At 32.8% G+C, this 22,914-nt stretch carries 18 protein-coding genes and 2 tRNA genes; 11 read left to right on the forward strand and 9 right to left on the reverse strand.

Translation table 11 applies throughout. The annotated features are described in order from the left end of the window. Window positions 1-68: 68 nt before the first annotated feature. From tig to clpX, 3 genes are all read left to right on the forward strand, one after another. The gene (gene tig, locus LBV24_RS12730) at window positions 69-1,391 is read left to right on the forward strand and encodes a trigger factor (protein WP_224479042.1); all 1,323 of its coding nucleotides are present in this window, start codon (window positions 69-71) and stop codon (window positions 1,389-1,391) included. A gap of 88 nt (window positions 1,392-1,479) precedes the next feature. Beyond that, window positions 1,480-2,154: an ATP-dependent Clp endopeptidase proteolytic subunit ClpP gene (gene clpP, locus LBV24_RS12735; protein WP_224479043.1), complete on the forward strand. Its 675-nt coding sequence runs from the start codon at window positions 1,480-1,482 to the stop codon at window positions 2,152-2,154. A 43-nt stretch (window positions 2,155-2,197) separates the two neighbouring features. Further along, complete coding sequence (gene clpX, locus LBV24_RS12740; protein ID WP_224479044.1) at window positions 2,198-3,427, forward strand: ATP-dependent Clp protease ATP-binding subunit ClpX; 1,230 nt, start codon at window positions 2,198-2,200, stop codon at window positions 3,425-3,427. Between the two features lie 270 nt (window positions 3,428-3,697). Here clpX and LBV24_RS12745 read toward each other — a convergent pair whose 3' ends face one another. Beyond that, window positions 3,698-5,218 carry a GH3 auxin-responsive promoter family protein gene (locus tag LBV24_RS12745; protein WP_224479045.1) on the reverse strand — a complete coding sequence of 507 codons (1,521 nt, stop codon included), beginning with the start codon at window positions 5,216-5,218 and terminating at the stop codon, window positions 3,698-3,700. Window positions 5,219-5,351: 133 nt separating this feature from the next. Here LBV24_RS12745 and LBV24_RS12750 point away from each other — a divergent pair, with 133 nt between their 5' ends. Further along, on the forward strand, window positions 5,352-6,143 hold the full coding sequence (locus tag LBV24_RS12750) for a DUF2797 domain-containing protein (protein ID WP_224479046.1): 792 nt from the start codon (window positions 5,352-5,354) through the stop codon (window positions 6,141-6,143). A gap of 91 nt (window positions 6,144-6,234) precedes the next feature. After that, complete coding sequence (locus LBV24_RS12755) at window positions 6,235-6,495, forward strand: hypothetical protein (protein ID WP_224479047.1); 261 nt, start codon at window positions 6,235-6,237, stop codon at window positions 6,493-6,495. A gap of 149 nt (window positions 6,496-6,644) precedes the next feature. Here the strand turns inward: LBV24_RS12755 and rpsU are convergent, their stop codons facing one another. The 4 genes from rpsU to LBV24_RS12775 all read right to left on the reverse strand — a co-directional run bounded on the left by rpsU (window position 6,645) and on the right by LBV24_RS12775 (window position 11,351). After that, window positions 6,645-6,839 (reverse strand): 30S ribosomal protein S21, encoded by a 195-nt coding sequence (rpsU, locus tag LBV24_RS12760; RefSeq protein ID WP_224479048.1) that lies wholly within the window; start codon window positions 6,837-6,839, stop codon window positions 6,645-6,647. Between the two features lie 71 nt (window positions 6,840-6,910). Beyond that, on the reverse strand, window positions 6,911-7,774 hold the full coding sequence (locus LBV24_RS12765; RefSeq protein WP_224479049.1) for a sigma-70 family RNA polymerase sigma factor: 864 nt from the start codon (window positions 7,772-7,774) through the stop codon (window positions 6,911-6,913). A gap of 112 nt (window positions 7,775-7,886) precedes the next feature. Continuing rightward, window positions 7,887-10,553 carry an AsmA-like C-terminal region-containing protein gene (locus tag LBV24_RS12770; RefSeq protein ID WP_224479050.1) on the reverse strand — a complete coding sequence of 889 codons (2,667 nt, stop codon included), beginning with the start codon at window positions 10,551-10,553 and terminating at the stop codon, window positions 7,887-7,889. 93 nt (window positions 10,554-10,646) lie between these two features. After that, a complete protein-coding gene (locus LBV24_RS12775) occupies window positions 10,647-11,351 on the reverse strand; it encodes a queuosine precursor transporter (RefSeq protein WP_224479051.1) in 705 nt (234 codons plus the stop codon). 71 nt (window positions 11,352-11,422) lie between these two features. Between LBV24_RS12775 and folK the strand changes: the two genes are divergently transcribed. Then, entirely contained in the window at window positions 11,423-12,550 is a 1,128-nt protein-coding gene (gene folK, locus LBV24_RS12780) for a 2-amino-4-hydroxy-6-hydroxymethyldihydropteridine diphosphokinase (protein WP_224479052.1), read from the forward strand. Here the strand turns inward: folK and LBV24_RS12785 are convergent. Together LBV24_RS12785 and LBV24_RS12790 are read right to left on the reverse strand one after the other, a co-directional pair. Beyond that, window positions 12,547-13,164: a class I SAM-dependent methyltransferase gene (locus LBV24_RS12785; RefSeq protein WP_224479123.1), complete on the reverse strand. Its 618-nt coding sequence runs from the start codon at window positions 13,162-13,164 to the stop codon at window positions 12,547-12,549. The genes folK and LBV24_RS12785 overlap by 4 nt on opposite strands. Window positions 13,165-13,204: 40 nt before the next feature. Then, complete coding sequence (locus tag LBV24_RS12790) at window positions 13,205-13,741, reverse strand: RNA methyltransferase (RefSeq protein ID WP_224479053.1); 537 nt, start codon at window positions 13,739-13,741, stop codon at window positions 13,205-13,207. Window positions 13,742-13,851: 110 nt separating this feature from the next. Here LBV24_RS12790 and mutS point away from each other — a divergent pair, with 110 nt between their 5' ends. The 4 genes from mutS (at window position 13,852) to LBV24_RS12810 (ending at window position 17,571) form a co-directional block, all read left to right on the forward strand. Next, a complete protein-coding gene (mutS, locus tag LBV24_RS12795; protein WP_224479054.1) occupies window positions 13,852-16,464 on the forward strand; it encodes a DNA mismatch repair protein MutS in 2,613 nt (870 codons plus the stop codon). A 99-nt stretch (window positions 16,465-16,563) separates the two neighbouring features. Beyond that, window positions 16,564-16,635, forward strand: a tRNA-Gly gene (locus LBV24_RS12800). 43 nt (window positions 16,636-16,678) lie between these two features. Then, window positions 16,679-16,763, forward strand: a tRNA-Leu gene (locus LBV24_RS12805). Window positions 16,764-17,034: 271 nt separating this feature from the next. Then, window positions 17,035-17,571, forward strand: a complete 537-nt coding sequence (locus LBV24_RS12810; RefSeq protein ID WP_224479055.1) for a hypothetical protein — start codon at window positions 17,035-17,037, stop codon at window positions 17,569-17,571. Between the two features lie 105 nt (window positions 17,572-17,676). On the opposite strand, the gene LBV24_RS12815 is transcribed toward LBV24_RS12810, so the two are convergent. After that, window positions 17,677-18,855 (reverse strand): hypothetical protein, encoded by a 1,179-nt coding sequence (locus tag LBV24_RS12815; RefSeq protein WP_224479056.1) that lies wholly within the window; start codon window positions 18,853-18,855, stop codon window positions 17,677-17,679. A 401-nt stretch (window positions 18,856-19,256) separates the two neighbouring features. Continuing rightward, the gene (locus LBV24_RS12820) at window positions 19,257-20,288 is read right to left on the reverse strand and encodes a hypothetical protein (protein ID WP_224479057.1); all 1,032 of its coding nucleotides are present in this window, start codon (window positions 20,286-20,288) and stop codon (window positions 19,257-19,259) included. A 341-nt stretch (window positions 20,289-20,629) separates the two neighbouring features. Between LBV24_RS12820 and LBV24_RS12825 the strand changes: the two genes are divergently transcribed. Then, window positions 20,630-22,891: a glycoside hydrolase family 3 C-terminal domain-containing protein gene (locus LBV24_RS12825; RefSeq protein ID WP_224479058.1), complete on the forward strand. Its 2,262-nt coding sequence runs from the start codon at window positions 20,630-20,632 to the stop codon at window positions 22,889-22,891. Window positions 22,892-22,914 lie beyond the last annotated feature (23 nt).

Raw genomic sequence — 22,914 nt, forward strand, 5'->3', positions numbered from 1 at the left:
AGACTTAAAGTATTGTTGGGTTGTAAAAAATATTGTATTTTTGCAGCCCAATTTTAGTTACAATAATAATGAATATCACAAGAGAGAACATCGACGAGCTTAATGCGGTAGTAAAAGTAGATATCGCAAAAGAAGATTACAGCGATAAAGTTGAAAAAATATTAACTGATTATCGTAAATCTGCCAACATTCCTGGATTTAGAAAAGGGCATGTGCCAATGAGTTTAGTTAAAAAGCAATATGGTAAAGCAGTTCTTGTTGATGAGGTAAATAAACTATTACAAGATGCAATTGGTAAGTATCTAGTAGAAGAAAAGTTAGACGTTTTAGGAAACCCATTACCAAAACCTCAAGACAATTTAGATTGGGATTCTGATGCATTTTCTTTTGAGTTTGAGCTTGGTTTAGCGCCAGAATTTGACGTTAAGTTAAAAGGTAAAAAAGCAATAACACATTATAATATAGTTGCAGATGATAAAATGATTGACAATCAGGTTGATCACATCAGAAAACAATATGGAAAATTAGTTTCAGAAACTGAGATAGCTAAGGATTCAGAGGTAACAGGTAAATTTACCAGCGAAGAAAATGGTATTGAAAATGTTGCTACAATTACTTTAGATAAGCTAAAAGGAAAAACAAATCCTAAGAAATTTATTGGTGCAAAAGTTGGAGACGTGATTAAATTAAAGACTAAAGGATTATTTAATGATGATCACGATTTAATGACTTTCTTAAAAGTTTCTCACGATGATGCTCATGATTTAAATGTGGATGTAGATTTTGAAGTTAGCGAAATAAACTCAAGAGAATTAGCAGATTTAGACCAAGAGTTGTTTGATAAACTTTTTGGAAAAGGTGTGGTGACTACTGTAACTGAATTGAAAGAAAAGATAAAAACAGACTCTGAAAAGCAATTTTCACAACAAGGAGATCAAAAATTATTAAACGATGTTACCGAGTATTTGGTAGACAATACAAAGTTTGATTTACCAGCAACATTTTTGCAAAAATGGATGCAGACTGCAGGAGAAGAGCCAATGACTGAGGAGCAAGCTAAGGAGGAATATGAGAAGTCTGAGAAGAGTATGCGTTATCAATTAATTGAAGGTAAATTAATTAATGAGTATGATTTACAAGTTCAATTTGAAGATTTAAAAGCCTATGCACTAGAAATGATCAAAGGACAAATGGCTCAGTTTGGTCAAATGAATCCTTCAGAAAAGGAATTAGAGGATATTGCAGCTCGTATATTATCTAATCAAGATGAAGTAAAGAGACTTTCTGAACAGTTAATGAGTCAGAAATTATTAGACTTGTATAAAAAAGAAGCAAATCTTAAAACAAAAGAAATCACTTATGATGATTTTGTAAAAGAATTTTACAGTTAATCAGTCTGTAAAAATATTAGTATCTTTAAGGCGTAAAACTGAAAAGTTTTACGCTTTTTTTTTAAAATCAAAAAACAATTTAAAATATATGAACTACGGTAAGGAATTTGAAAAATTCGCTATTAAAGACCAAGGTGTAAGCAGTACATATTACGATAGTATAATAACCAGTATGTATCCTACAAATTTAACTCCAAACATTATAGAAGAGCGTCAGATGAATGCTGTTGCTATGGATGTTTTCTCAAGGTTAATGATGGATCGTATTATCTTTTTAGGAACTGGTGTAAATGACCAGGTAGCTAATATTATTCAGGCTCAGTTGTTATTCTTGCAAAGTGTGGATGCTTCAAAAGATGTTCAAATTTATATCAATTCACCAGGTGGTAGTGTATATGCCGGATTAGGTATATATGACACCATGCAATTTATTAAACCAGACGTTGCTACTATTTGTACTGGTATTGCAGCTTCGATGGCGGCAGTATTACTATGTGCTGGAGAAAAAGGAAAGAGATCAGCCCTTAAGCACTCAAGAGTAATGATTCATCAACCAATGAGTGGTACCCAAGGACAAGTATCTGATATGGAAATTGCTGTAAGAGAAACCATAAAGGTAAAAGAAGAACTTTATAACATTATTTCAAGTCATTCGGGTAAACCATATGAGCAAGTGGAGAAAGACTCAGATAGAGATTACTGGATGAAATCTAGTGAAGCACTAGAATACGGAATGATTGATGAGGTTTTAGAACGCAAGTAGTACTTGTTGTTTACGACTATATCTACAAACTAGAATTAATATTATGGCCAAAGAAGAATTAGAATGTTCGTTTTGCGGAAGGAAGAAGCCAGAGACAAATTTGCTTATAGCAGGTCTTGATGCACATATTTGCGATAGGTGTATCGAGCAAGCCCATGGAATTGTAATAGAAGAATCTAAGCAAAGCGGTAATTCAGAGTTAAGTGCTGAATTAATGCTTAGAAAGCCCAAAGAGATAAAGGCATTCTTAGATGAATACATTATTGGGCAGGAGTATACTAAAAGAGTTATGTCTGTTGCAGTATACAATCATTATAAACGATTGTTGCAACCACCATCGGATGATGAAATAGAAATACAAAAGAGTAACATCATAATGGTTGGTCAAACAGGAACTGGTAAAACTTTGATGGCAAAAACCATTGCCAGAATGTTAAATGTGCCATTGGCTATAGTTGATGCAACAGTTCTTACTGAAGCTGGTTATGTGGGTGAAGATGTTGAGAGTATATTAACAAGGTTACTACAATCTGCAGATTATAATCTTGAAAAAGCGCAACGTGGAATTGTATTTATTGATGAAATCGATAAAATTGCACGCAAGAGCGATAACCCGTCTATTACTAGAGATGTTTCTGGTGAGGGTGTGCAACAAGCCTTATTGAAATTATTAGAAGGAACTGTTGTTAATGTACCGCCAAAAGGTGGTCGTAAACATCCAGATCAAAAATTTATTGAAGTAAATACTGAGCATATTTTGTTTATTGCAGGTGGTGCCTTTGATGGTATTGAACGTGTTATTACCAAAAGACTAAATATGCAGGCTATTGGTTACAGTTCAATCAATACAGATACTGTTGATAATGATAACATTCTTCAATATATAATACCAAAAGACCTTAAAGATTTTGGGTTGATACCTGAGATTATTGGAAGGCTGCCTGTTTTGACTCATATGGATCCCTTAGATGCTAATACTCTGAGGGCTATTTTAACAGAGCCTAAAAACGCCATAATCAAACAGTACAAGAAGTTGTTTGCGATGGACGAAGTAGATTTTAGTATTACTGAAGGCGCACTAAATTACATCGTAGAAAAAGCGATTGAATATAAGCTTGGTGCTCGTGGTCTTAGATCTCTTTGTGAAGAAATATTAACAGAGGCAATGTTTGATTTACCAGGATCTGGTGAGACAAAATTGAATGTTACCAAAGCATATGCTGAGGATAGGCTTTCTAAATCTACATTGAAAAAACTGAAGGCAGTCTCTTAAGACGCATAGTGCTATAAAAAACAGAAACCACAAGATCTAAATTAGATTTTGTGGTTTTTATATTTAGTTAGGATTGATTAATAAAATATTGCATGCAATATTGTTCTGTTGAGGAGATAAAATCATTGTTATTTATCTTCTGTACGAATATATAATCTTTACTTAGTATTAATCCTTTCTTAATTAATTATTGGTCAAAATCGTTGGTATTATCGATGTACGAAAACTCAAGACAAATTTTAACGATAAAAGGAAATTTAGAGATAAATGCTACACCTTAGAATTTAGCTTTAGAAGCTCATCAATATAATCCCTTGTGTTGGAGAGCCTAGGTACTTTATGTTGTCCGCCTAATTTGTTGTTTTCTTTTAGCCAATCATAAAATAAATTTTGTCGTGCAGAATGTATTGTTGGTTTGTTAAGTGTCATGTTGTTATAGCGCTTTGCTTCATAATCTGAATTTAGTGCCTTTAAGGCATTATCAAATAATTCTTCAAAATAAGACATATTTTCAGGAGGTGTCTTAAATTCTATAATCCATTCATGGGCGCCCTTTTCTTTTCCTTTCATAAATATTGGAGCGGCAGTGTAATCTACAATTTCCGCATTGGTCCGTTTACAGACTTTTTTAAGAGCATCTTCTGCATTCTCTATTATTAATTCTTCACCAAATGCATTAATATGATGTTTAGTTCTACCAGATACTTTTATTCTATGTGGTTTTAAACTCACAAACCTTATTGTGTCGCCAATTCTATAACGCCATAAACCAGCATTAGTAGTAATAAGGAGCGCATAGTTTGTATTAAGTTTTACATCACTGAGCGGAATGACTTTTTGTTCACTAGTGCCATAGCTGTCCATTGGGATAAATTCGTAAAATATTCCATAATCTAGCATTAATAATAAGTCACCAGTATAGTTTTGATCTTGTATGGCAAAGAAACCCTCAGAAGCATTGTAGATTTCGTAATATTTAAATTTCTTAGACGGTAGTATAGCTCTATATTGTTCTATATATGGATTGAAACTTACGCCACCATGAAAATAAACTTCTAGATTTGGCCAAACATCAAATAAACTATCCTTTCCAGTCTTGTCCAATACATGGTTTAACAATACTAGCATCCATGACGGAACACCTGCAAGACTGGTTACATTTTCATTTATTGTTTCTTCTACAATTGCAGCCATTTTAGTTTCCCATTCACTCATAAGAGAGACTTTACTGCTAGGAGTGCTGCTAAATTCTGCCCAAAAAGGCATGTTGTCAATAAGAATTGCGCTCAGGTCTCCAAATACGGTTCCATTTTCTTTATACAATTCTTTGCTGCCACCCAATCGTAAACTCTTACCAGTAAACAATTGAGCATCTTCATTGTTATTTAAATACATACAAAGCAAATCCTTACTTGCGGCATAATGGCAATCCTCAAGTGATTCATTACTTACTGGTATAAATTTACTTTTGGCATTGGTTGTTCCACTGGATTTTGCGAACCATTTTATAGGCCTTGGCCAAAATATATTTTGTTCACCTTGTCTAGAACGTTCAATTAAGGGTTGAAGGGTTTCATAATTAACTATTGGGAGACGTTCACTGAATTCTTTGTAGGTCTTTATAGATGCAAAATCATACTTTTTCCCATATTCTGTATCCTTAGAAAATTTTAATAGGCTAAAAAGTAGCTCATTTTGTACTTCATTAGGATATTTTAAAAACAAATCAATCTGATGAAATCGTTTTTTTAGAAACCATGAAGCAATAGAATTTACAATAGGAATTGGCATGGATTGGTTATCTTTACTCGCTAAGCGAGATATAATTATTTTTAATTAAAATATTATTATTAAATCTTTTTCTTCAAAGTTCTTTATGCTAATTTCATTGAGGCTTAGATGCTAAAAATAATAAATTTCTTTTATGATTTACAGAGGTGTTCTTACTAAAATGCAAACCGAGTTTTTAGAACCAATTCAATATTATCTGGTCTTTGAGAATGACTTCATTCATATGAACCAATTATTGAATAAAAGTGTATCCATAAAACTTATTGGTAGTCAATGTTTAAGTTGTGGTCTTGATAGGCCAATTTACAGGCAAGGATTTTGCAGAACCTGTTTTTTTGATAAACCAATTGCTGGTGATTGGATAATGCGTCCGGAATTAAGTACTGCTCATTTAGGTAAAGAAGATCGCGATTTAGAATATGAGAAAAAAGTACAATTACAACCTCATATTGTATACTTGGCTAACTCCAGCAATGTTAAGGTTGGTGTTACTAGAAAAAGCCAGGTCCCGACTAGGTGGATAGATCAAGGTGCCCATGAGGCTGTCGAAATTGTTGAAGTTCCTAACAGGTATCTCGCAGGTATTACGGAAGTTGCTCTAAAAGATCATGTTGCTGATAAAACAAATTGGAGAAATATGTTGAAAAATGACGTTAAAGATGAAGATTTAATTGAATGGCGAAATAAGCTTAAGAAATTTATTCCTGACGAAGCTAAAGATTATTTTATTGAGAATAATTCCGAGACACATTTATATTTTCCAGTTGGGCAATATCCTGAAAAACCGAAGAGCTTAAATCTGAATAAATCCATTGAATTTGAAGGCAAATTAGTTGGTATCAAAGGACAATATTTAATTTTTGAAGACAATACTGTTTTTAATGTTAGAGCTAATGAAGGTCTAGTGGTGGAGTTGAGTATGTGACTTGTTTATGCTCATAGCATTAGTGTTAGTTTTCCGTTAAAATTTATTTTGTTTAACAAATATTAGATAATTTTAAACAAAATATATATTTATGAAAACTTCTCCTTTTTTATATATAGCAATTACAACCCTTATTTTAATTACCATAACTGTAATGTCAGCAATGGATTTTCCTTTTGGTTGGGTGTTCTATTTAACAGTATTAGGACAGGTTTTTTTAGTAGTAATGGTTTATAAGGTGCTAACGGACGACTATAAAACTGATAAAACATTTGATCATTTTTATGAAGACAGGCCAATTGAGCCATTAGAATTGAGAGCAGAAAATGAAACGGAAAAATTTAGATTGTAATAAAATACAAGCCCTTAGTTAATAAAACTTATTGAACATAGCTTCAACATTGCTATGATTAAGAAGTCAAAAATGTTCTGGTATGAGCAAATTTTGACAAAAAAAAGAGCAACTTATTAGTTGCTCTTTCAATTTATATGAAAATATAATTATATGTTCTCTTGATCTCTTAGACCTTGAATATACTGAGCTTTTTGGATCTCTCTTCTTCTTTTTACTGATGGCTTAGTAAAATAACGAGACTCCTTCAAATTGTTCATAATTTGAACGTTTCTATGTTTACGCTTATAACGCTTAAGCGCTCTTTCTATATTCTCTCCTTCTTTAATTTCAATCTTTATCATCTAATGATATTTTATTGTGTTTCTCAAATGGACGGCAAATATATGCTAACTATTTGAAAATAAAAAATTAATTATCCCAAATAGGTCTTTAAAATCTTACTCTTGCTAGCATGTCTTAATCTTCTAATGCCCTTTTCTCTAATTTGTCTTACACGTTCTCTGGTTAAATCATAAATTCCACCAATCTCTTCTAGCGTCATAGCAGGTTGATCTCCAATACCAAAATTTAATCTTATGATATCACTTTCCTTTTGCGTTAGCGTATCGAGAGCTCTTTCAATCTCTATGTTTAAGGATGCTTTCATCAATGATTTGTCTGGGTTTGGTGATTCACTGGCGCTAACTACATCATATAAACTAAAGTCTTCACCTTGCTTTAGAGGTGCATCCATAGATAAATGACGGCCAGAATTTTTCATTGATTGTTTTACCTCTCTCACACTGATATCTAATTCTCTAGCAATTTCATCAGCGTTTGGTGGACGTTGATGAATTTGCTCTAAATGAGAAAATGTCTTATTGATTTTATTGATAGTACCAATTTTATTAAGTGGTAATCTAACAATTCTAGATTGCTCAGCTAATGCCTGAAGAATGGCTTGTCTTATCCACCAAACTGCATATGAGATAAATTTAAATCCTCTGGTTTCATCAAATCTTTTAGCCGCTTTAACCAAACCAGCATTTCCTTCATTAATTAAGTCTGGTAATTTTAACCCTTGGTTTTGGTATTGCTTTGCAACAGAAACCACAAATCTCAAGTTAGCAGTGGTCAATTTTTCTAAAGCTTGCTGATCCCCTTTCTTTATTCTTTGTGCTAATTCTACCTCTTCATCTGCGGTAATCAAAGGAATTTTGCTTATGTCTTGTAGATATTTGTCTAAAGATTTGTCTTCTCTGTTGGTTACCTGCTTGGTAATTTTTAATTGCCTCATGGAATTAGTTTAAATTTAGTCAACCCACAACATAACTTAATAATTTAGAAAAGCAAGAAAAACATCAATTATTAACAAAAATTGGCAAAAAATGAATCATTTTTGCCTAAAATCAATCATTTTTAGTCGAATCTGGGACTTTTTTGTCTTCTTTTTCTTTACTCTTCTTTTTCCTGAAAATATCGCCAAGTACATTTTTCACGCCCTCTTTTACCACATCTTCAGTTGAATTTGTTTTGGTACTATCAGTTTTGGTAATTGTGGAGTCTGTTTTTGTTTCGTTTTTGTTATTACCTAATATTCCGCCAATTAGCTCATTAACTTTGTCTTTGCCTTGATTAAGTAGTTTTTGCTTTTGTATTTCTATGAGTAGATTTGTTAAGTTGGCAATGCCACTTGTTAAGTCCGTTTTTATATTAGGATTTGAAAATGTCCCATCAATATTGGCTGTTACCGGGATGGTGACATTATCTAGTTCTGGATCATTTAAACTTTCTAATAATTGGTTAACGTCGTTGCCTAGGTATTTAGCTGGCACTTCTACAATAGCCTTATAATCCATTGTATTTGTGAAACTGTGTTTCCCAGAAACTTCAATAGGAATATCATTATAAGTGATTGTAAACGGATTCACTGTTACCTCACCCTTGTCAAATTTCAACTTTGTTTTAATATCCTTTTCAAGCTCATTAAAATCAATGAAATTTAATTGATCATCTAAACCAGATAATATTGGACTTTTAGATGTATCAATATTAGACGTCAGTATTTCAGCAAGTGCATCACCAGAAATAGTATTTAGGTCTGGTGTGAAATTTTCATCTAGTAAACCGCTTACATTAATGGTAGAATTTAGTTTTCCTTGAACAACTTTGGCGATAGGAGCCAGAGCTTTTAACATTTCTAAATCATTAAAAGATTGCGAAATATCAAATTGTTGCATAGCCAATTGCATGTCAAAAATAGGTCGGTCGGATTTTGTAGATACATTACCGTTTATACCTAATTTGCCTCCAAAAAGACTGGTTGTCATTTCACTTAAATTAGCATTTTGGTCTTTGATACGTAGTTTGCCACTAACGTTTTTCAAGGTTAAATTATCATAAACAACATTTTGTGCATTGGCGTAAATAGAACAGTCTAAAAAATCTGGAATTTTTAAAGATTCATCATCAGATGTCGTCTTTTTGGAATCATCTGTCACTGACTCATCTTCAACCATAAAATCTTCAACAACAAAATTGTTCGATGTTACTTTAAAATCACCCTGTAATTTTTTATCGCTCAATAAGAAACCAAGAAGATTATTAATATATCCTGTTGCCTTAAAATCACTTTTCCCTGTTTGTGCGTCAAAACTATTGAGCATAACATTGCCAGGTTTAAAACTTAAGTCAGCATTATTTATTTGTATTGGATTAACAATATCTTCAGATGAAAAAATAAAATCTGAGATGGTAACACTCCCTTTATTCTTTATTCTTTGATAGGCATTTGTTTCAATGGCATTCATATCAAAAGACGTATTGAGTTTTCCTTTTAGGATACCGCTAAGTTGATTTTCTAGTTCTATTGGATAGGCCTTTGTGATATTTGCCAAATTCAATACGCCATCTAAGTAGGCGTCAATCAGTATATTTCCTGTTAGATTTTTTATATGAGCCTCAGATTTAAAAACATCTTGGTCTACTTTAAAATCTAGTTTATTAATGTCTATATAAGTGTCGTTTGCTTTGCCTGTTTTGTTTTTAATAGAAGCATCTATAGTTATATTATCAACGCTTTTAGCCAAATCAGGATACTTAAACGACGCATTTTTGGATAACAAATTAATGTCTAAGGTTGGGATAGATTCATCTGAAATCAATCCTTTTATCTCTCCATCAATCTTAAAACTACCAGTGGTAGTTACATCTTCAATGTTTTTTGAATAGGTTTCTGGTAAAATGGCCAAGAAATCTTTAAATGAAGATTCTGGATTTTTGAATGTTATGTCTATTTGTTGACCAGCTTCAACCAATTGAACAAATCCGTTAAATTCTAAAGGCAAAGCATTGATAAATCCTTTGTTCTCTTTAAATGTATAAATGTCTTCATCTAAGTTAAGATCGATGAGTGCATCTAATTTTAAATTATTATTTGTTAGGTAATTTGTACTATCAAGGCTCAAACTGATTTTTGCAACGGTGTTTGTTTCCAATTCAGAAAGTTGCCCAGAAAAAATACCATTACCAGAGTGATTAATATCCGTAGCATCAAACTTTACGTTAGATTCTTCATCTAAATATGTTATTGCACTGTTGTTAAGTTCATAATGCTCTATATCAAAACTAAAACTCGTTGAAGAAGAATCCGAGGTTGGAGTAACAGATTCATTTTTCTTCACAATGTCATAATTAACGGTACCATTTTTATTGGTTTTTAAGGTTAACAGCAATTCGTCAGCGATGATTTCATTAACTGCTAAGGGCTCATCTTCACTGCTGAATAATTGACGCACTGGCATTTCAAAAGAAATGGATTTTGCAGTGACTAATGTTTCATCCTCAAATGGTGCCCTATTAATTATTTTTAAGTTCTCTACATTAACTTCAGCCTTCGGAAAACTACTAATTAAACTCAGGCTGATATCGTCAAAACTTAAATCAGCATTTAAGTTTTCATCGGCATAATTCTGAACTATGGTATCTATTTTAGACTCTAAAACAAGAGGAATTGCTATCAATACAGCGATAAAAATGAGTAAAAGAATTCCAATTATTTTTAAAAATTTCTTCATAATGATTCCGTAACTATAGTATTATACGAATAACAAGGGACAATAGTTGTGCCTTAATTAAACTTTAGCAAGATTTTAAGGTTTAAAAATCACCTAAAGGAGATCAATTTCTTCATTTACTTTTAGCTTAAATCTTCTTCTAAAAATATACACACCTAAATAAAGAAATGGAGTGTCAAATAAAGCAACGAGAACTTTAAAGAGAAAACCAGCGATTAACAAACCAGTGAATTTATCCCATTCAATTTTACCGAAACTACATAGTAAAAGTAGGACCGTTGCAGTATCGACAAATTGAGATAAAAATGTTGAGAAATTATTACGTAACCAAAGGTGTTTCCCTTTGGTTAGATTTTTCCAGAAATGATAAATATGAATATCTACAAATTGAGCCAAAAGATAGGCCATCATACTTGCAAAAACTGCAATTGCTGTACTTCCAAAAACTGTAGAAAACATGCTGTCTTGCACAGGTGACCATGGCGTAGCAGGAACCGCATTTGAAGTGTATATAATAAGCATTGAAAAAAAGGAAGCGAAAATACCTGCTACTACAACATCGTTTGCTCTTTTTTTACCATAAATCTCACTAATTAAATCTGTAATTAAAAAGGTAATAGGGTAAGGCAATATGCCAACCGAAATTTCAAATATTTTACTCCCAAAAATTTCAATGTCTATAGGGTACCAGTAAAAAAACTTTTGGAAAATTAAATTAGATACAACAAGCGAGGTAATAAAAAGGGCACCTAATAGTAGGTATATGCGTTGGGCTAAAAGCTTGTCCTTTAATTGCATTTAAAATTGTAGATAAAATGTTGACCCAAAGATAATCTATTAATATATCTTTTAGTTAATTTGCTTTCTCCATGAAATTAGCGAAGACAGTTTACATAGCATTAGGTAGTAATAAGGGTTTGAAATTGCAAAATCTCCAATCTGCCATTGATGCTATTTTTATAACTGTTGGTGCTATTGAAAAAATATCTAAAGTATATAACACACCTGCTTTTGGGTTTGAAGGTGAAGAATTTCATAATGCTTGCATTAAGGTCAATACCGAATTGAAACCAAAGCAACTATTAAAGCAACTTTTGAAGATTGAAAAGGATTTAGGTCGTAAGAAGTCAAGCTCTAAAGGTTATGAATCTCGTGAAATTGATTTGGATATATTATTTTATGAAGATGAAATAGTTGAGCAAAAGAGTCTTATAATTCCCCATCCAGAAATGCATAATCGCAGATTTGTATTGGAACCTTTGCTGGATATTGCAAAAGATATAGCGCATCCAAAATTGAATAAAACAGTTTCAGAATTGTTAGGGGAATGCTCAGATAATTCAAAAATTGAACCTATTAATAAATGGCTAAAGAATCCAAAAAAGGCCTACAGCTTTAGTGATTTTAACTTTATTGCAATAGAGGGGAATATTGGTGCAGGGAAAACGAGCTTAGCAACAAGGATTTCAAAAGATTTTAATGCTAAACTCATTTTAGAGCGCTTTGCTGACAATCCGTTTTTACCCAAATTTTATAAGGAACCAGAGCGTTACGCCTTTACACTAGAGATGTCTTTTTTAGCGGATCGCTATCAGCAAATAAGTGATGATTTATCGCAATTGGATTTGTTCAAAGACTTCATGGTTAGTGATTACGACGTCCATAAATCGCTCATTTTTTCAAAGGTAACCTTGCCCGAAGATGAGTTTAGACTATATCGAAAATTGTTCTATCAGGTTTATAAAGACATCGCAAGACCAGATTTATATGTCTATCTCTATCAAAATACGGAACGATTGCAAGAAAATATAAAAAAGCGCGGACGTAAGTATGAGAAAGAAATACAAGATGAATACTTAGAGAAAATTAACTCAGGTTATTTAAACTTCTTACGGAATCAAACAGAATTAAACGTAAAAATTATAGATATTTCAGATCGTGATTTCGTAAAGAATCGTGAAGACTACTTGTGGTTGTTGAATGAAATTAATAGTTAGAACAGTTCGTATAAAACAGTTTTAATTATTCCTTTATTAGTTTCTAATATTATTTCATTCAGTAGTATGTCCTTTTTTATTTTGAGATTAAAAGGCGTTGCCAATAGGTCTACACCACTATTAATTTTTTTACGAATTCCTTGACCAGAAATAACATCTTTGTTAGCAGTGAATTGACCGATTGGAAGATGCTCTGTGAGTATTATGTATTTATAATTAGAAAGTTTTTCGACAATACTTTTAATTTCATTATTTGATAAATGCTGAAGGACTTGCCTCAGAATAATGCAATCTGCTTTTGGCAATTCATCTCGTGAAATATCTAAACAATGAAACTCTAAATTATCTGCCTTGAATAGTGCTTTGTTCCTTTCGATTAGGTTTTCTACAATATCAATAGCAATGAATGATTCAGTAAATTCAACAAGTTGCTTTCCAATATTAAAATCACCACAGCCCAAGTCGCAAACCGTTAGTTTATTATTGTGCGAAGCTAAAAAAGAAGTCACGGCTTCTAAATAGGGTTTTATAATGTCTCGATGGTGAGAACCTTCACCAGAATAAAAATCATAGTCTTTTCCGCCCCAAAGATGCATCTCATAAATTTGAGTCATTGCTTCCTTAGTTGGCCAAGGGTTTTTTAACTTATTCAATTTAATTACGTTGCTTAAGTTTAGAAAACACATCCCAAATTACCACGCCAGCGCTTACAGAAATATTTAGGGAATGCTTAGTGCCATATTGAGGAATTTCAATCACCACATCACTTTTGTCAACCACATCTTGTTGTACACCTTTAACTTCGTTTCCAAAAACAAAGGCATATTTGGTATTTGGTTGAGGTTCAAAAGTATTGAGAAATGTGGCCTTTTCTGCTTGCTCAATTGAGCATATAATGACGTCTTCAGATTTTAACTTTTCAATTACATTAAGTGTGTTTTCATGATATTCCCAATCCACAGATTCTGTGCTTCCTAAAGCCGTTTTACGAATATCGTTATGTGGTGGTTGCGCTGTAATGCCACAGAGATAAATTTTCTCAATTAAGAAGGCATCGCTGGTTCTAAATACCGAACCGATATTATTTAAACTTCTAATATTATCAAGAATTATTATGATAGGTGACTTATCAGTTTGTTTAAATTCTGAAATATCTAATCGGTCTAATTCTTCGTTTTTTAACTTTCGCATGTTGAAATCTTGGTCTAATTGTAGATAACTTATAGCTTCTTCACTTTATAAAACTCAGCTATTTGGCTAAATTAGCACACTTACATTTTTAACAAAAGTACACAAAACTCTTGGCTAAAAAGGCAAAAAAAGAAACACCATTAATGAAGCAATACAATGCTATTAAAGCAAAGTATCCAGATGCTTTATTGTTGTTTAGAGTCGGTGATTTCTATGAAACCTTCGGTAGTGATGCCGTTAAAGCTTCAAAGATTTTAGATATTATTCTAACAAAACGTGGTGCAGGTAGCGAGAGTGAAACAGAATTGGCAGGATTTCCTCACCATTCGTTAAATACGTATTTGCCAAAATTAGTGAGAGCAGGTGAGCGTGTAGCGATTTGCGATCAATTAGAAGATCCTAAGCAAACCAAAAAAATTGTAAAACGCGGTGTGACGGAATTGGTAACACCAGGTGTAGCGTTGAATGATGATATACTACATTCAAAATCAAACAACTTTTTATGTGCAGTCCATTTTGATAAAAAATATATTGGTGTTTCCTTCTTGGATATTTCTACTGGAGAATTTTTAACATCTCAAGGTGATGCAGAATATGTAGATAAGTTACTTCAGAATTTTAGTCCTAATGAAGTTTTAATATCCAAACAATGTAGAACGGAGTTTACTGAAACTTTTGGAAATGATTTCCATACATTTTATCTGGAAGATTGGGTGTTTCAAGCAGATTATGCTCACGAAACCTTAACCAAACATTTCAATACAAAAACTCTTAAAGGCTTTGGTATTGATGATTTATATGAAGGGATAATTGCTTCTGGCGTTGTACTTCATTATTTAAGTGAAACTCGGCATAACAGGTTAGAGCATATTGCAACCCTATCAAGGATAGCAACCGATGATTATGTGTGGATGGATAAATTCACTATTAGAAATTTAGAGTTGTACCATTCCACAAATGCAAATGCCGTTACACTTATTAACGTTATTGATAAGACCATTTCTGCGATGGGAGGGCGAACTTTAAAACGTTGGTTAGCCTTACCATTAAAGCATGCAGATAAGATAAAGCAACGACATGAGGTTGTACAGTTTTTGCTAGATAATGAAGCCGTTCTTCAAAAAATACAAGGACAAATAAAGCATATTGGTGATGTAGAACGTCTTATCTCAAAAATTGCAACGACTAAAGTGAGTCCTCGCGAAGTGATTCAGTTAAAGAATTCATTGGAAGCCATTGTACCGATAAAATCTTTGGCAGAAACATGTGAAAATGAAGCTCTAAAAGTCATTGGTGAGAATCTAAATAATTGTGATTTACTAAGGGATAAGATAAAGCAGACACTTAATGAAGAAGCACCAGTTAATGTATTGAAAGGAAATACAATTGCTACAGGTTATTCCCAAGAATTAGATGAGCTAAGAGGATTGTCAAAGTCAGGTAAGGATTACCTAGATGCTATGCTACAACGTGAAAGTGAACGCACAGGGATTACCTCACTAAAGATAGCCTCAAATAATGTGTTTGGGTATTACATAGAAGTACGTAATTCGCATAAAGATAAAGTACCGGAAGAGTGGATTAGAAAACAAACTTTAGTCAATGCAGAACGCTATATTACAGAAGAACTAAAGGAATATGAAGCTAACATTCTTGGTGCAGAAGAGCGTATTTTAGCCATTGAACAACAACTGTTTTCTGAGCTAGTGCTTTGGATGCACCAATTCATTATTAAAGTGCAACAAAATGCGCAACTGATAGGTCAGTTAGATTGTCTGTGTGGCTTTGCAAGTTTGGCAAAATCCAATAAATATAATTACCCACAGATTGATGATAGCTTTGAATTAGATATCAAAGATGGTCGTCACCCAGTCATTGAAAAACAATTACCACTTGGTGAACCCTACATTGCAAATGATGTTTATCTAGATAGAGAGTCACAACAAATCATTATGATAACCGGACCTAATATGTCTGGTAAGTCAGCTATATTGAGACAAACGGCTTTAATAGTATTGCTGGCTCAAATAGGAAGTTTTGTCCCAGCAAAAGAAGCTAGAATAGGCTTGGTAGATAAAATATTTACGCGTGTTGGTGCTAGTGATAATATCTCAATGGGTGAATCTACGTTTATGGTTGAGATGAATGAAACGGCATCTATTCTTAACAATATTTCTGAACGAAGCTTGGTACTTCTAGACGAAATCGGTCGTGGTACAAGCACTTACGATGGTATTTCCATCGCTTGGGCTATCAGTGAATATCTGCATGAGCATCCTGCAAGACCAAAAACCTTATTTGCAACGCATTACCACGAGCTTAATGAAATGACTGAGACCTTCGGTAGAATTAAAAACTTTAATGTTGCGATTAAGGAGCTAAAGGACAATGTACTATTTGTGCGGAAGCTAGTTGAAGGAGGTAGTGAACATAGTTTTGGAATTCATGTAGCTAAGATGGCTGGTATGCCACAACAGGTTATTCGTCGTGCTAATAAGATATTATCAAAATTAGAGAAGTCCCATTCTAGCGAAGAATTAACGGATAAGGTAAAATCGCTAAAAGATGATATGCAGTTGAGCTTCTTTAACCTAGACGATCCATTATTAGAAGAAATTAAAGACGAAATATTACATACAGATATTGATACCCTGACTCCTGTTGAAGCTTTAATGAAGCTCAATGAAATAAAGCGTATGCTGGTTAAGAAAAAACAAGCATAATTTAATTTCTATTTATTTTAAAAAAAGGCTTTGCTTTTCTAAGAAATATTTTAAATTTGCATCCGCTTTTACAGCGAATATGTTCTTTAAAAAGACTACGCGAAAGTAGCTCAGGGGTAGAGCATCACCTTGCCAAGGTGAGGGTCGCGGGTTCAAATCCCGTCTTTCGCTCTATACAATATATACCAATATGGTTACAGTTCGTAACCTTGATGCTGAAGTGGTGGAATTGGTAGACACGTTGGACTTAAAATCCAATGGCCATTATGGCCGTGCGGGTTCAAGTCCCGCCTTCAGTACAGACGAAAAGCCGAAACGAAAGTTTCGGCTTTTTTGATTTTAAAAGACATGAAAAATAACTGGTAAACTTCATACTACAAAATTATGTGTCAATCAGTCTGAGTGTTGCTTATTATTGTAGCAATAATCTGTTGTAATACTGAAGGTTTAAAAATACTTGCTTTTAAAAAAGTAGGATTTTATAACTGAGTAATATCATTGCCTTATTTTTTTTAATTGACCATCTTGATGTTCGGAACGTTGGTTTTGGAATAATTAAAATCTAATATTATGAAAAATCTAATTTTAATATTGGTTTCATTATTATTAATGACTTGCTCAAAGGATAACGATATTGTTGAAGACATGGATTTAAGTCTTTATACTTATGTGCCTGATGACAATTTCGAGGAATTTCTAATCATTAAAGGGTACGATGATAAAATGGATAACTATGTTTTAACACGTAATATTGAAGACATAAAAGAATTAAATGCCAGTCAAGGTTATGGATGGTCGATTACCGGTTATGGCATAAGAGATCTTACTGGTTTACAAGACTTCAGCAGTTTAGAAATATTAAACGTTCAACATAATTACATTACTGCTTTGGATTTGTCTCAAAATACTGCTCTAAAATATTTAGATTGTTCAGCGAACTTTGGCTTAATTCAATTAGATATAAGTAGAAATTTAAACTTGATATACTTAGAATGCGAACACATATTTAATCTTGAATGTATACAAGCAAATCAATTTCAAATCGAAAATCTTGATTATAAAATAGATCCAGAAACGTATTTATCTATTGACTGTAACTATCAATAGAACTATATTTTCTCATGCCACAAAATTATGCTTCAATCAGTCTGAGTGTTGCCTATTATTGTAGCAATAATGTGTTCAATTTAGATAATTGAATCAAAAAAATCACTAAAATCTAAAGACCAACTCAATAGGTCTATTTATATTTCCGTCAGAATTATAATTGCCATCTGGGCTATAATAAACAGGTTGATGGCCGATGATAGTTAATCCAGCGTTTGATTGTTGCGAGAAAATGAAATCTCCCTGCTCGAGTCCATAGACCGAAGGGCTGCCACTAGTCCAGTTCCAAGAAACGCTATTTAAACTATCCATAATCCAGTAGATTGTCATAAACTCTCTTCCATCATTTGGCCAGATAATACCACCATTATTTACTTCTTCACAATTAAATTCTGTATTAATATAATACAATGTACCCTCATAACAGTCAATATTATTTGTTACGAACACTTGATCTTGAAATTTAAAGACTTCACCAGTATCTAAAAACTTAATATAACTTTTAATAGGCTCTTCTATATCCTCGCAAGTAAAAGGAGCTTGAAAAACTCTATCCTCAGTTACTATTGTATCATCGTCGCAAAAGACCCTTCTTGCCATCTCCATCACCCAATTTATGAACTTTCCAACTCTACTAACATCACGATGTCCAGTTTGTCCAGAGGTCGATTCAAAATCTTCACCAAATTGTTCGTAAAGCTCTCTATCATTACAAATATATAATGGCCTATCATCTAGTATTTCATCTAAGCAATCCTCATTGAAAGTGCCATTACGATCGTTAGATGAAGGGTCAAATCCCGGGAGGGTTAATGTCTCAACAAAATTGAGAGAACCATCAATATTTTCAACTTCTACTGTAATTTCAGTTATCATTGGGTCATATTGAATACTCCAAATCGTATCTAATGCATTTATTCTGTTTGACCTATATTCAATTGGGATATAATTATTGTCCAATTCCATTGAATAGGAAACATCTGAATCAGGATCAAACTGAACAACATTTTTTATGTTCTTTGGTACATTCTTCCCAGCAACTGAAGAGAAGAAAGATTCACCATAGCCTATGTAGTTAAACTTATCATCACTCCCTTCAAATATCTTATCTGTGCTTGTATTTGAGTTACTAAACATTTTAAATTCAAGCAATCCAAATTCATTTAATGGCTCTATTATAACATCATCGTTGTTCGCGTCATTTGAACTGTCATCACCATTTGAACAGTTAGTAATAAAAATAAAGGAAAAAAGTAAAAAAGAAATTTTGAGAAAAGTGCGCATCTGAAATAAAAAATTAATTAGCAATAATAGAATATAGTAAATATATCAGAAAAATCAAATGGACTTATTCATCTTAAATTGCGATATGTTATGTTTCTACTTTGTTAATCTGATTTATAATTCGCAAATACCTTTTAGTGGGCTTTCCAGCATAGGTTTTTTTATAGTGTAAGAGAATTAAAAAAGATTATTAATGATTATCACACTATTATTACGATAGATTATCCTAATCTCTAAGCGATATCTTCTGTCTTATCTTCGCTCATTATCTTGTAGTCTGTAAAGTTCATCTAGTTCACTCTCTAGCGTTCTGATATTTAATATCATTTGTAATTTCCTTACCATTAAATTAGTTGCTCATTTTAATTTTAGCAGACAAGAATTATATTCGATTATAAAAGCTACCACTTTCTCCAATAGTGTCTACAATTCGTCTCAGGGTAGTATACATAAAGATCTGGAGAAATATTTTGTCCATTAACATAATTAAATAGTGATCTATTTAAATCATTAAAATGAATTTCTATACGCGAAAGTAGACATACATACCTTTGACGAATTTTCCCAGAATCTTTTTTATAAAAGTTGGTTTCGAAAGGATAAATATAATAGTATACTCTACCATAAGGCCTTAATCCATCTATTACTATATCATGTATACTTGGCATATCCAAAAAATCAAATTCAACTGGCTCTACCCAAGACTGATCTTCATACAAATAGCAATAGAATATTTGAACTGGATCTATCGTGTAGCTTCCTTCAAAAAACTTTAATTCTACGGTATAAAAAACCTCTGGAAATGCTACACTTGTTATTGTTGTTCCTGGGGTTCCTCCTTTGAGAATTAATGGATTATATGCTGTTAGTGTAATTTTATAGTTTTCTTTATCAATAGTGAACTTATAGGTGAATTCAGGTATAATTGTGTCAGGTATTATTCGAGGTATAAAGTCTATTTTATTCACATATCCCTTTGGATAATATGAATTTCTAAATCTTTTTCTGCCCTCATACTCTGCGAAAACTGAATCCTTCTGTATTAAAAAATTGTGTTCAGTAGTAATAAAACTTTCCTTTATCCATTCAATGGCACGATTAAAAAGTTCATCACAGCTCATTGAATCAATGTCTACTTTCAAATAATCTGTAAACCCGTTTGGTTCCCATTCAAAATATTGCCAACCTTCAATTTCTTTTCTTACAGATAGTATGTTAAAAGTTGGGAGAGAAATGGAGTTTCCCTTAGAGTCAATGATCTTAACTTTTTTGCCATCGTAGTGCTGCTTGCCATATATTGTATCTAACTTATTAGAAAATAACTTATTTGTAATGATCCTAAACTCTTCTTCTTGAGGTGATAGTGTAATTGGTAACAGTAATAAAACTATTAAAACTGTAAGAAATTTAAAGTGTTTTTGAACGGTCTTCACAACTAATATTTTAAAATTGTTCAGTATTCAACTTTTCGAACAACACTTTAAATTATAACTTCAAAAAACACTAGCCAATGATATCGGTCAGCGGTGAATTTTTTGAACAAGTAATAATATTGTATAGTTTAAACTGAATTACCAATTATTAATTGAAGTTAATCATATAAGCCAATAAAATTTTTAAAAGCATCTTTCTTATCTTTTTCTTTTAATAACACATTTTTCGTTTCAATTCATGGAAAAAGAAAATGTTTAAATATCTTTAAGAGATTTTTATTTTAGTGAAAAAACATTTCTTTTTGCAACCAAAATATTCCAACCATACAATTACAAGATTTATGAATTTTAAACATACCGTATTAGCAATTGTTACAGTATCATTAATTAATATATCCTGCAATGATTCAACAAAAACAGAAATTTCAATGGATGAAAAAGAGCCATCTAAAACCTATGTAGGTGAATCTATAACACATGCGTTTGATGCAGAAATAGATGCTTTAATAAGTCAAATGACATTAGAAGAAAAAACGGGAATGCTACATGGTACAAGTATGTTTTCTACCGCAGGTGTAGAACGCTTAGGAGTGCCTGAATTGAAAATGGCAGATGGACCTTTAGGTGTACGTGAAGAGATTTCAAGAGATTCTTGGGCACCTGCCGGATTAGATAATGATTTTGCCACGTACTATCCTGCTGGAGGTGGACTTTCTGCTACATGGAATACTGAACTGGCCTATTCATTTGGATTTAGTGTTGGCCAAGAAACTCGCGCGAGAGATAAGGACGTGTTGTTATCTCCTGCTATTAATATTATTAGAACGCCTTTAGGAGGTAGAACCTATGAATACTTTACGGAAGATCCGTTTCTAAATAAAAAACTCACGGTTCCTTTTGTAGTTGGTATGCAAGAAAATGATGTTGCGGTTTGCGTAAAACACTATGCCGCTAATAATCAAGAAACCAACAGAGATTTTGTAGATGTACAGATAGATGAACGTGCACTGCGTGAAATTTATTTACCGGCATTCAAAGATGCAGTGGTAGATGCAAAGGCCTATAGTATGATGGGAGCATACAACAAATTTAGGGGAGAATACTTGTGTGAAAATGGCTATATGCTAAACGATGTTTTAAGAGATGAATGGGGATTTGAAGGGATAGTTATTTCAGATTGGAACGCTGTACATACATCAGTAAAATCCTTAAGAAGTGGTCTAGATATTGAGATGGGAACTCCTAAACCTTTTAATGAATTTTATTTGGCAGATCCATTGATCGACTCCATTAAAGTTGGGAAAATGTCAGAAGCAGAACTTGACATACATCTAAAAAGAATATTACGATTGATGCATACCGTAAAGAGCATGGGCAACGATAAGCGCAAAAAAGGAAGCATAAATACTGAGGCTCACTTTATGGATGCTTACGATATAGCTAAAGAGTCGGTTGTTCTATTAAAAAATAGTAATGACTTATTGCCAATAAACATATCTGAAATTAAATCTATTGCGGTAATTGGTAATAATGCTATGAAGAAGAACGCATTAGGAGGATTTGGAGCTGGTGTTAAAACCAAACGTGAGGTGACTCCTTTTGAAGGTCTACAAAATAGACTACCAGAATCTATCAAAATTAATTATGCAGAAGGTTATCTTGAAAGATATGCACCCAAAAAGAAAGGTGCTGTGGGTCAAGTAGCAGAAGTTGGTGAAGTAACCCAGGAACAGCTAACTACAATAGATGAATTGGATACTAAGCTATTAGATGAAGCGCTTAGCGCGGCCAAAAATTCTGATATAACCGTAATTTTTGCAGGTTCAAATCGTGATTATGAAACGGAGGCTTCTGATAGAGCAGATTTAGAACTTCCTTTTGGACAGGTAGAACTAATTGAGGAAGTTCTTAAAGTCAATCCAAATACAATTGTGGTTATGATTGGTGGCGCACCATTCAATTTAAATACTATAGAGCAAAAATCATCAGCTTTGGTATGGAGCTGGTTCAATGGTTCTGAAGGAGGAAATGCCCTAGCAGATGTATTATTAGGAACTGTTAATCCATCAGGAAAGCTGCCATGGACTATGCCTAAAGCATTAGACGATTCTCCTGCACATGCAACTAATAGTTTTCCAGGTGATGAGTCGGTATTGTATGAAGAAGGCATTTTGGTGGGATACCGTTGGTTTGACACAAAAAATGTAGAACCCTTATATCCATTTGGTTATGGGCTTTCTTATACATCTTTTGGTATTAAAAACGCTAAAACTGATAAGAATGAGTATACTAAAGAGGAGACTATTTTAATTACGGTTGATGTTGAAAATACTGGAGGCATGGATGGAAAAGAGGTTGTACAATTATATGTTAGTAAATCAGATTCTCAAGTTGAAAGAGCTGAAAAGGAATTAAAAGGATTTAAAAAGGTGATGGTAACCTCTGGACAAAGTAAAAAGGTTACTTTAGAATTACCAGTTAAAGAATTAGCGTACTATGATGTTTCCCAAAAAGCTTGGACAGTAGAACAGGGCAGTTATAGTTTGAGAATTGGTAATTCATCAAGAAATATTACATCAGAGGTTACAATTAATGTAAAATAAAACTGGTAGGTTTTCAGAGATGG

The organism is Winogradskyella vincentii, from assembly GCF_020166345.1.
GTDB lineage: Bacteria > Bacteroidota > Bacteroidia > Flavobacteriales > Flavobacteriaceae > Winogradskyella > Winogradskyella vincentii.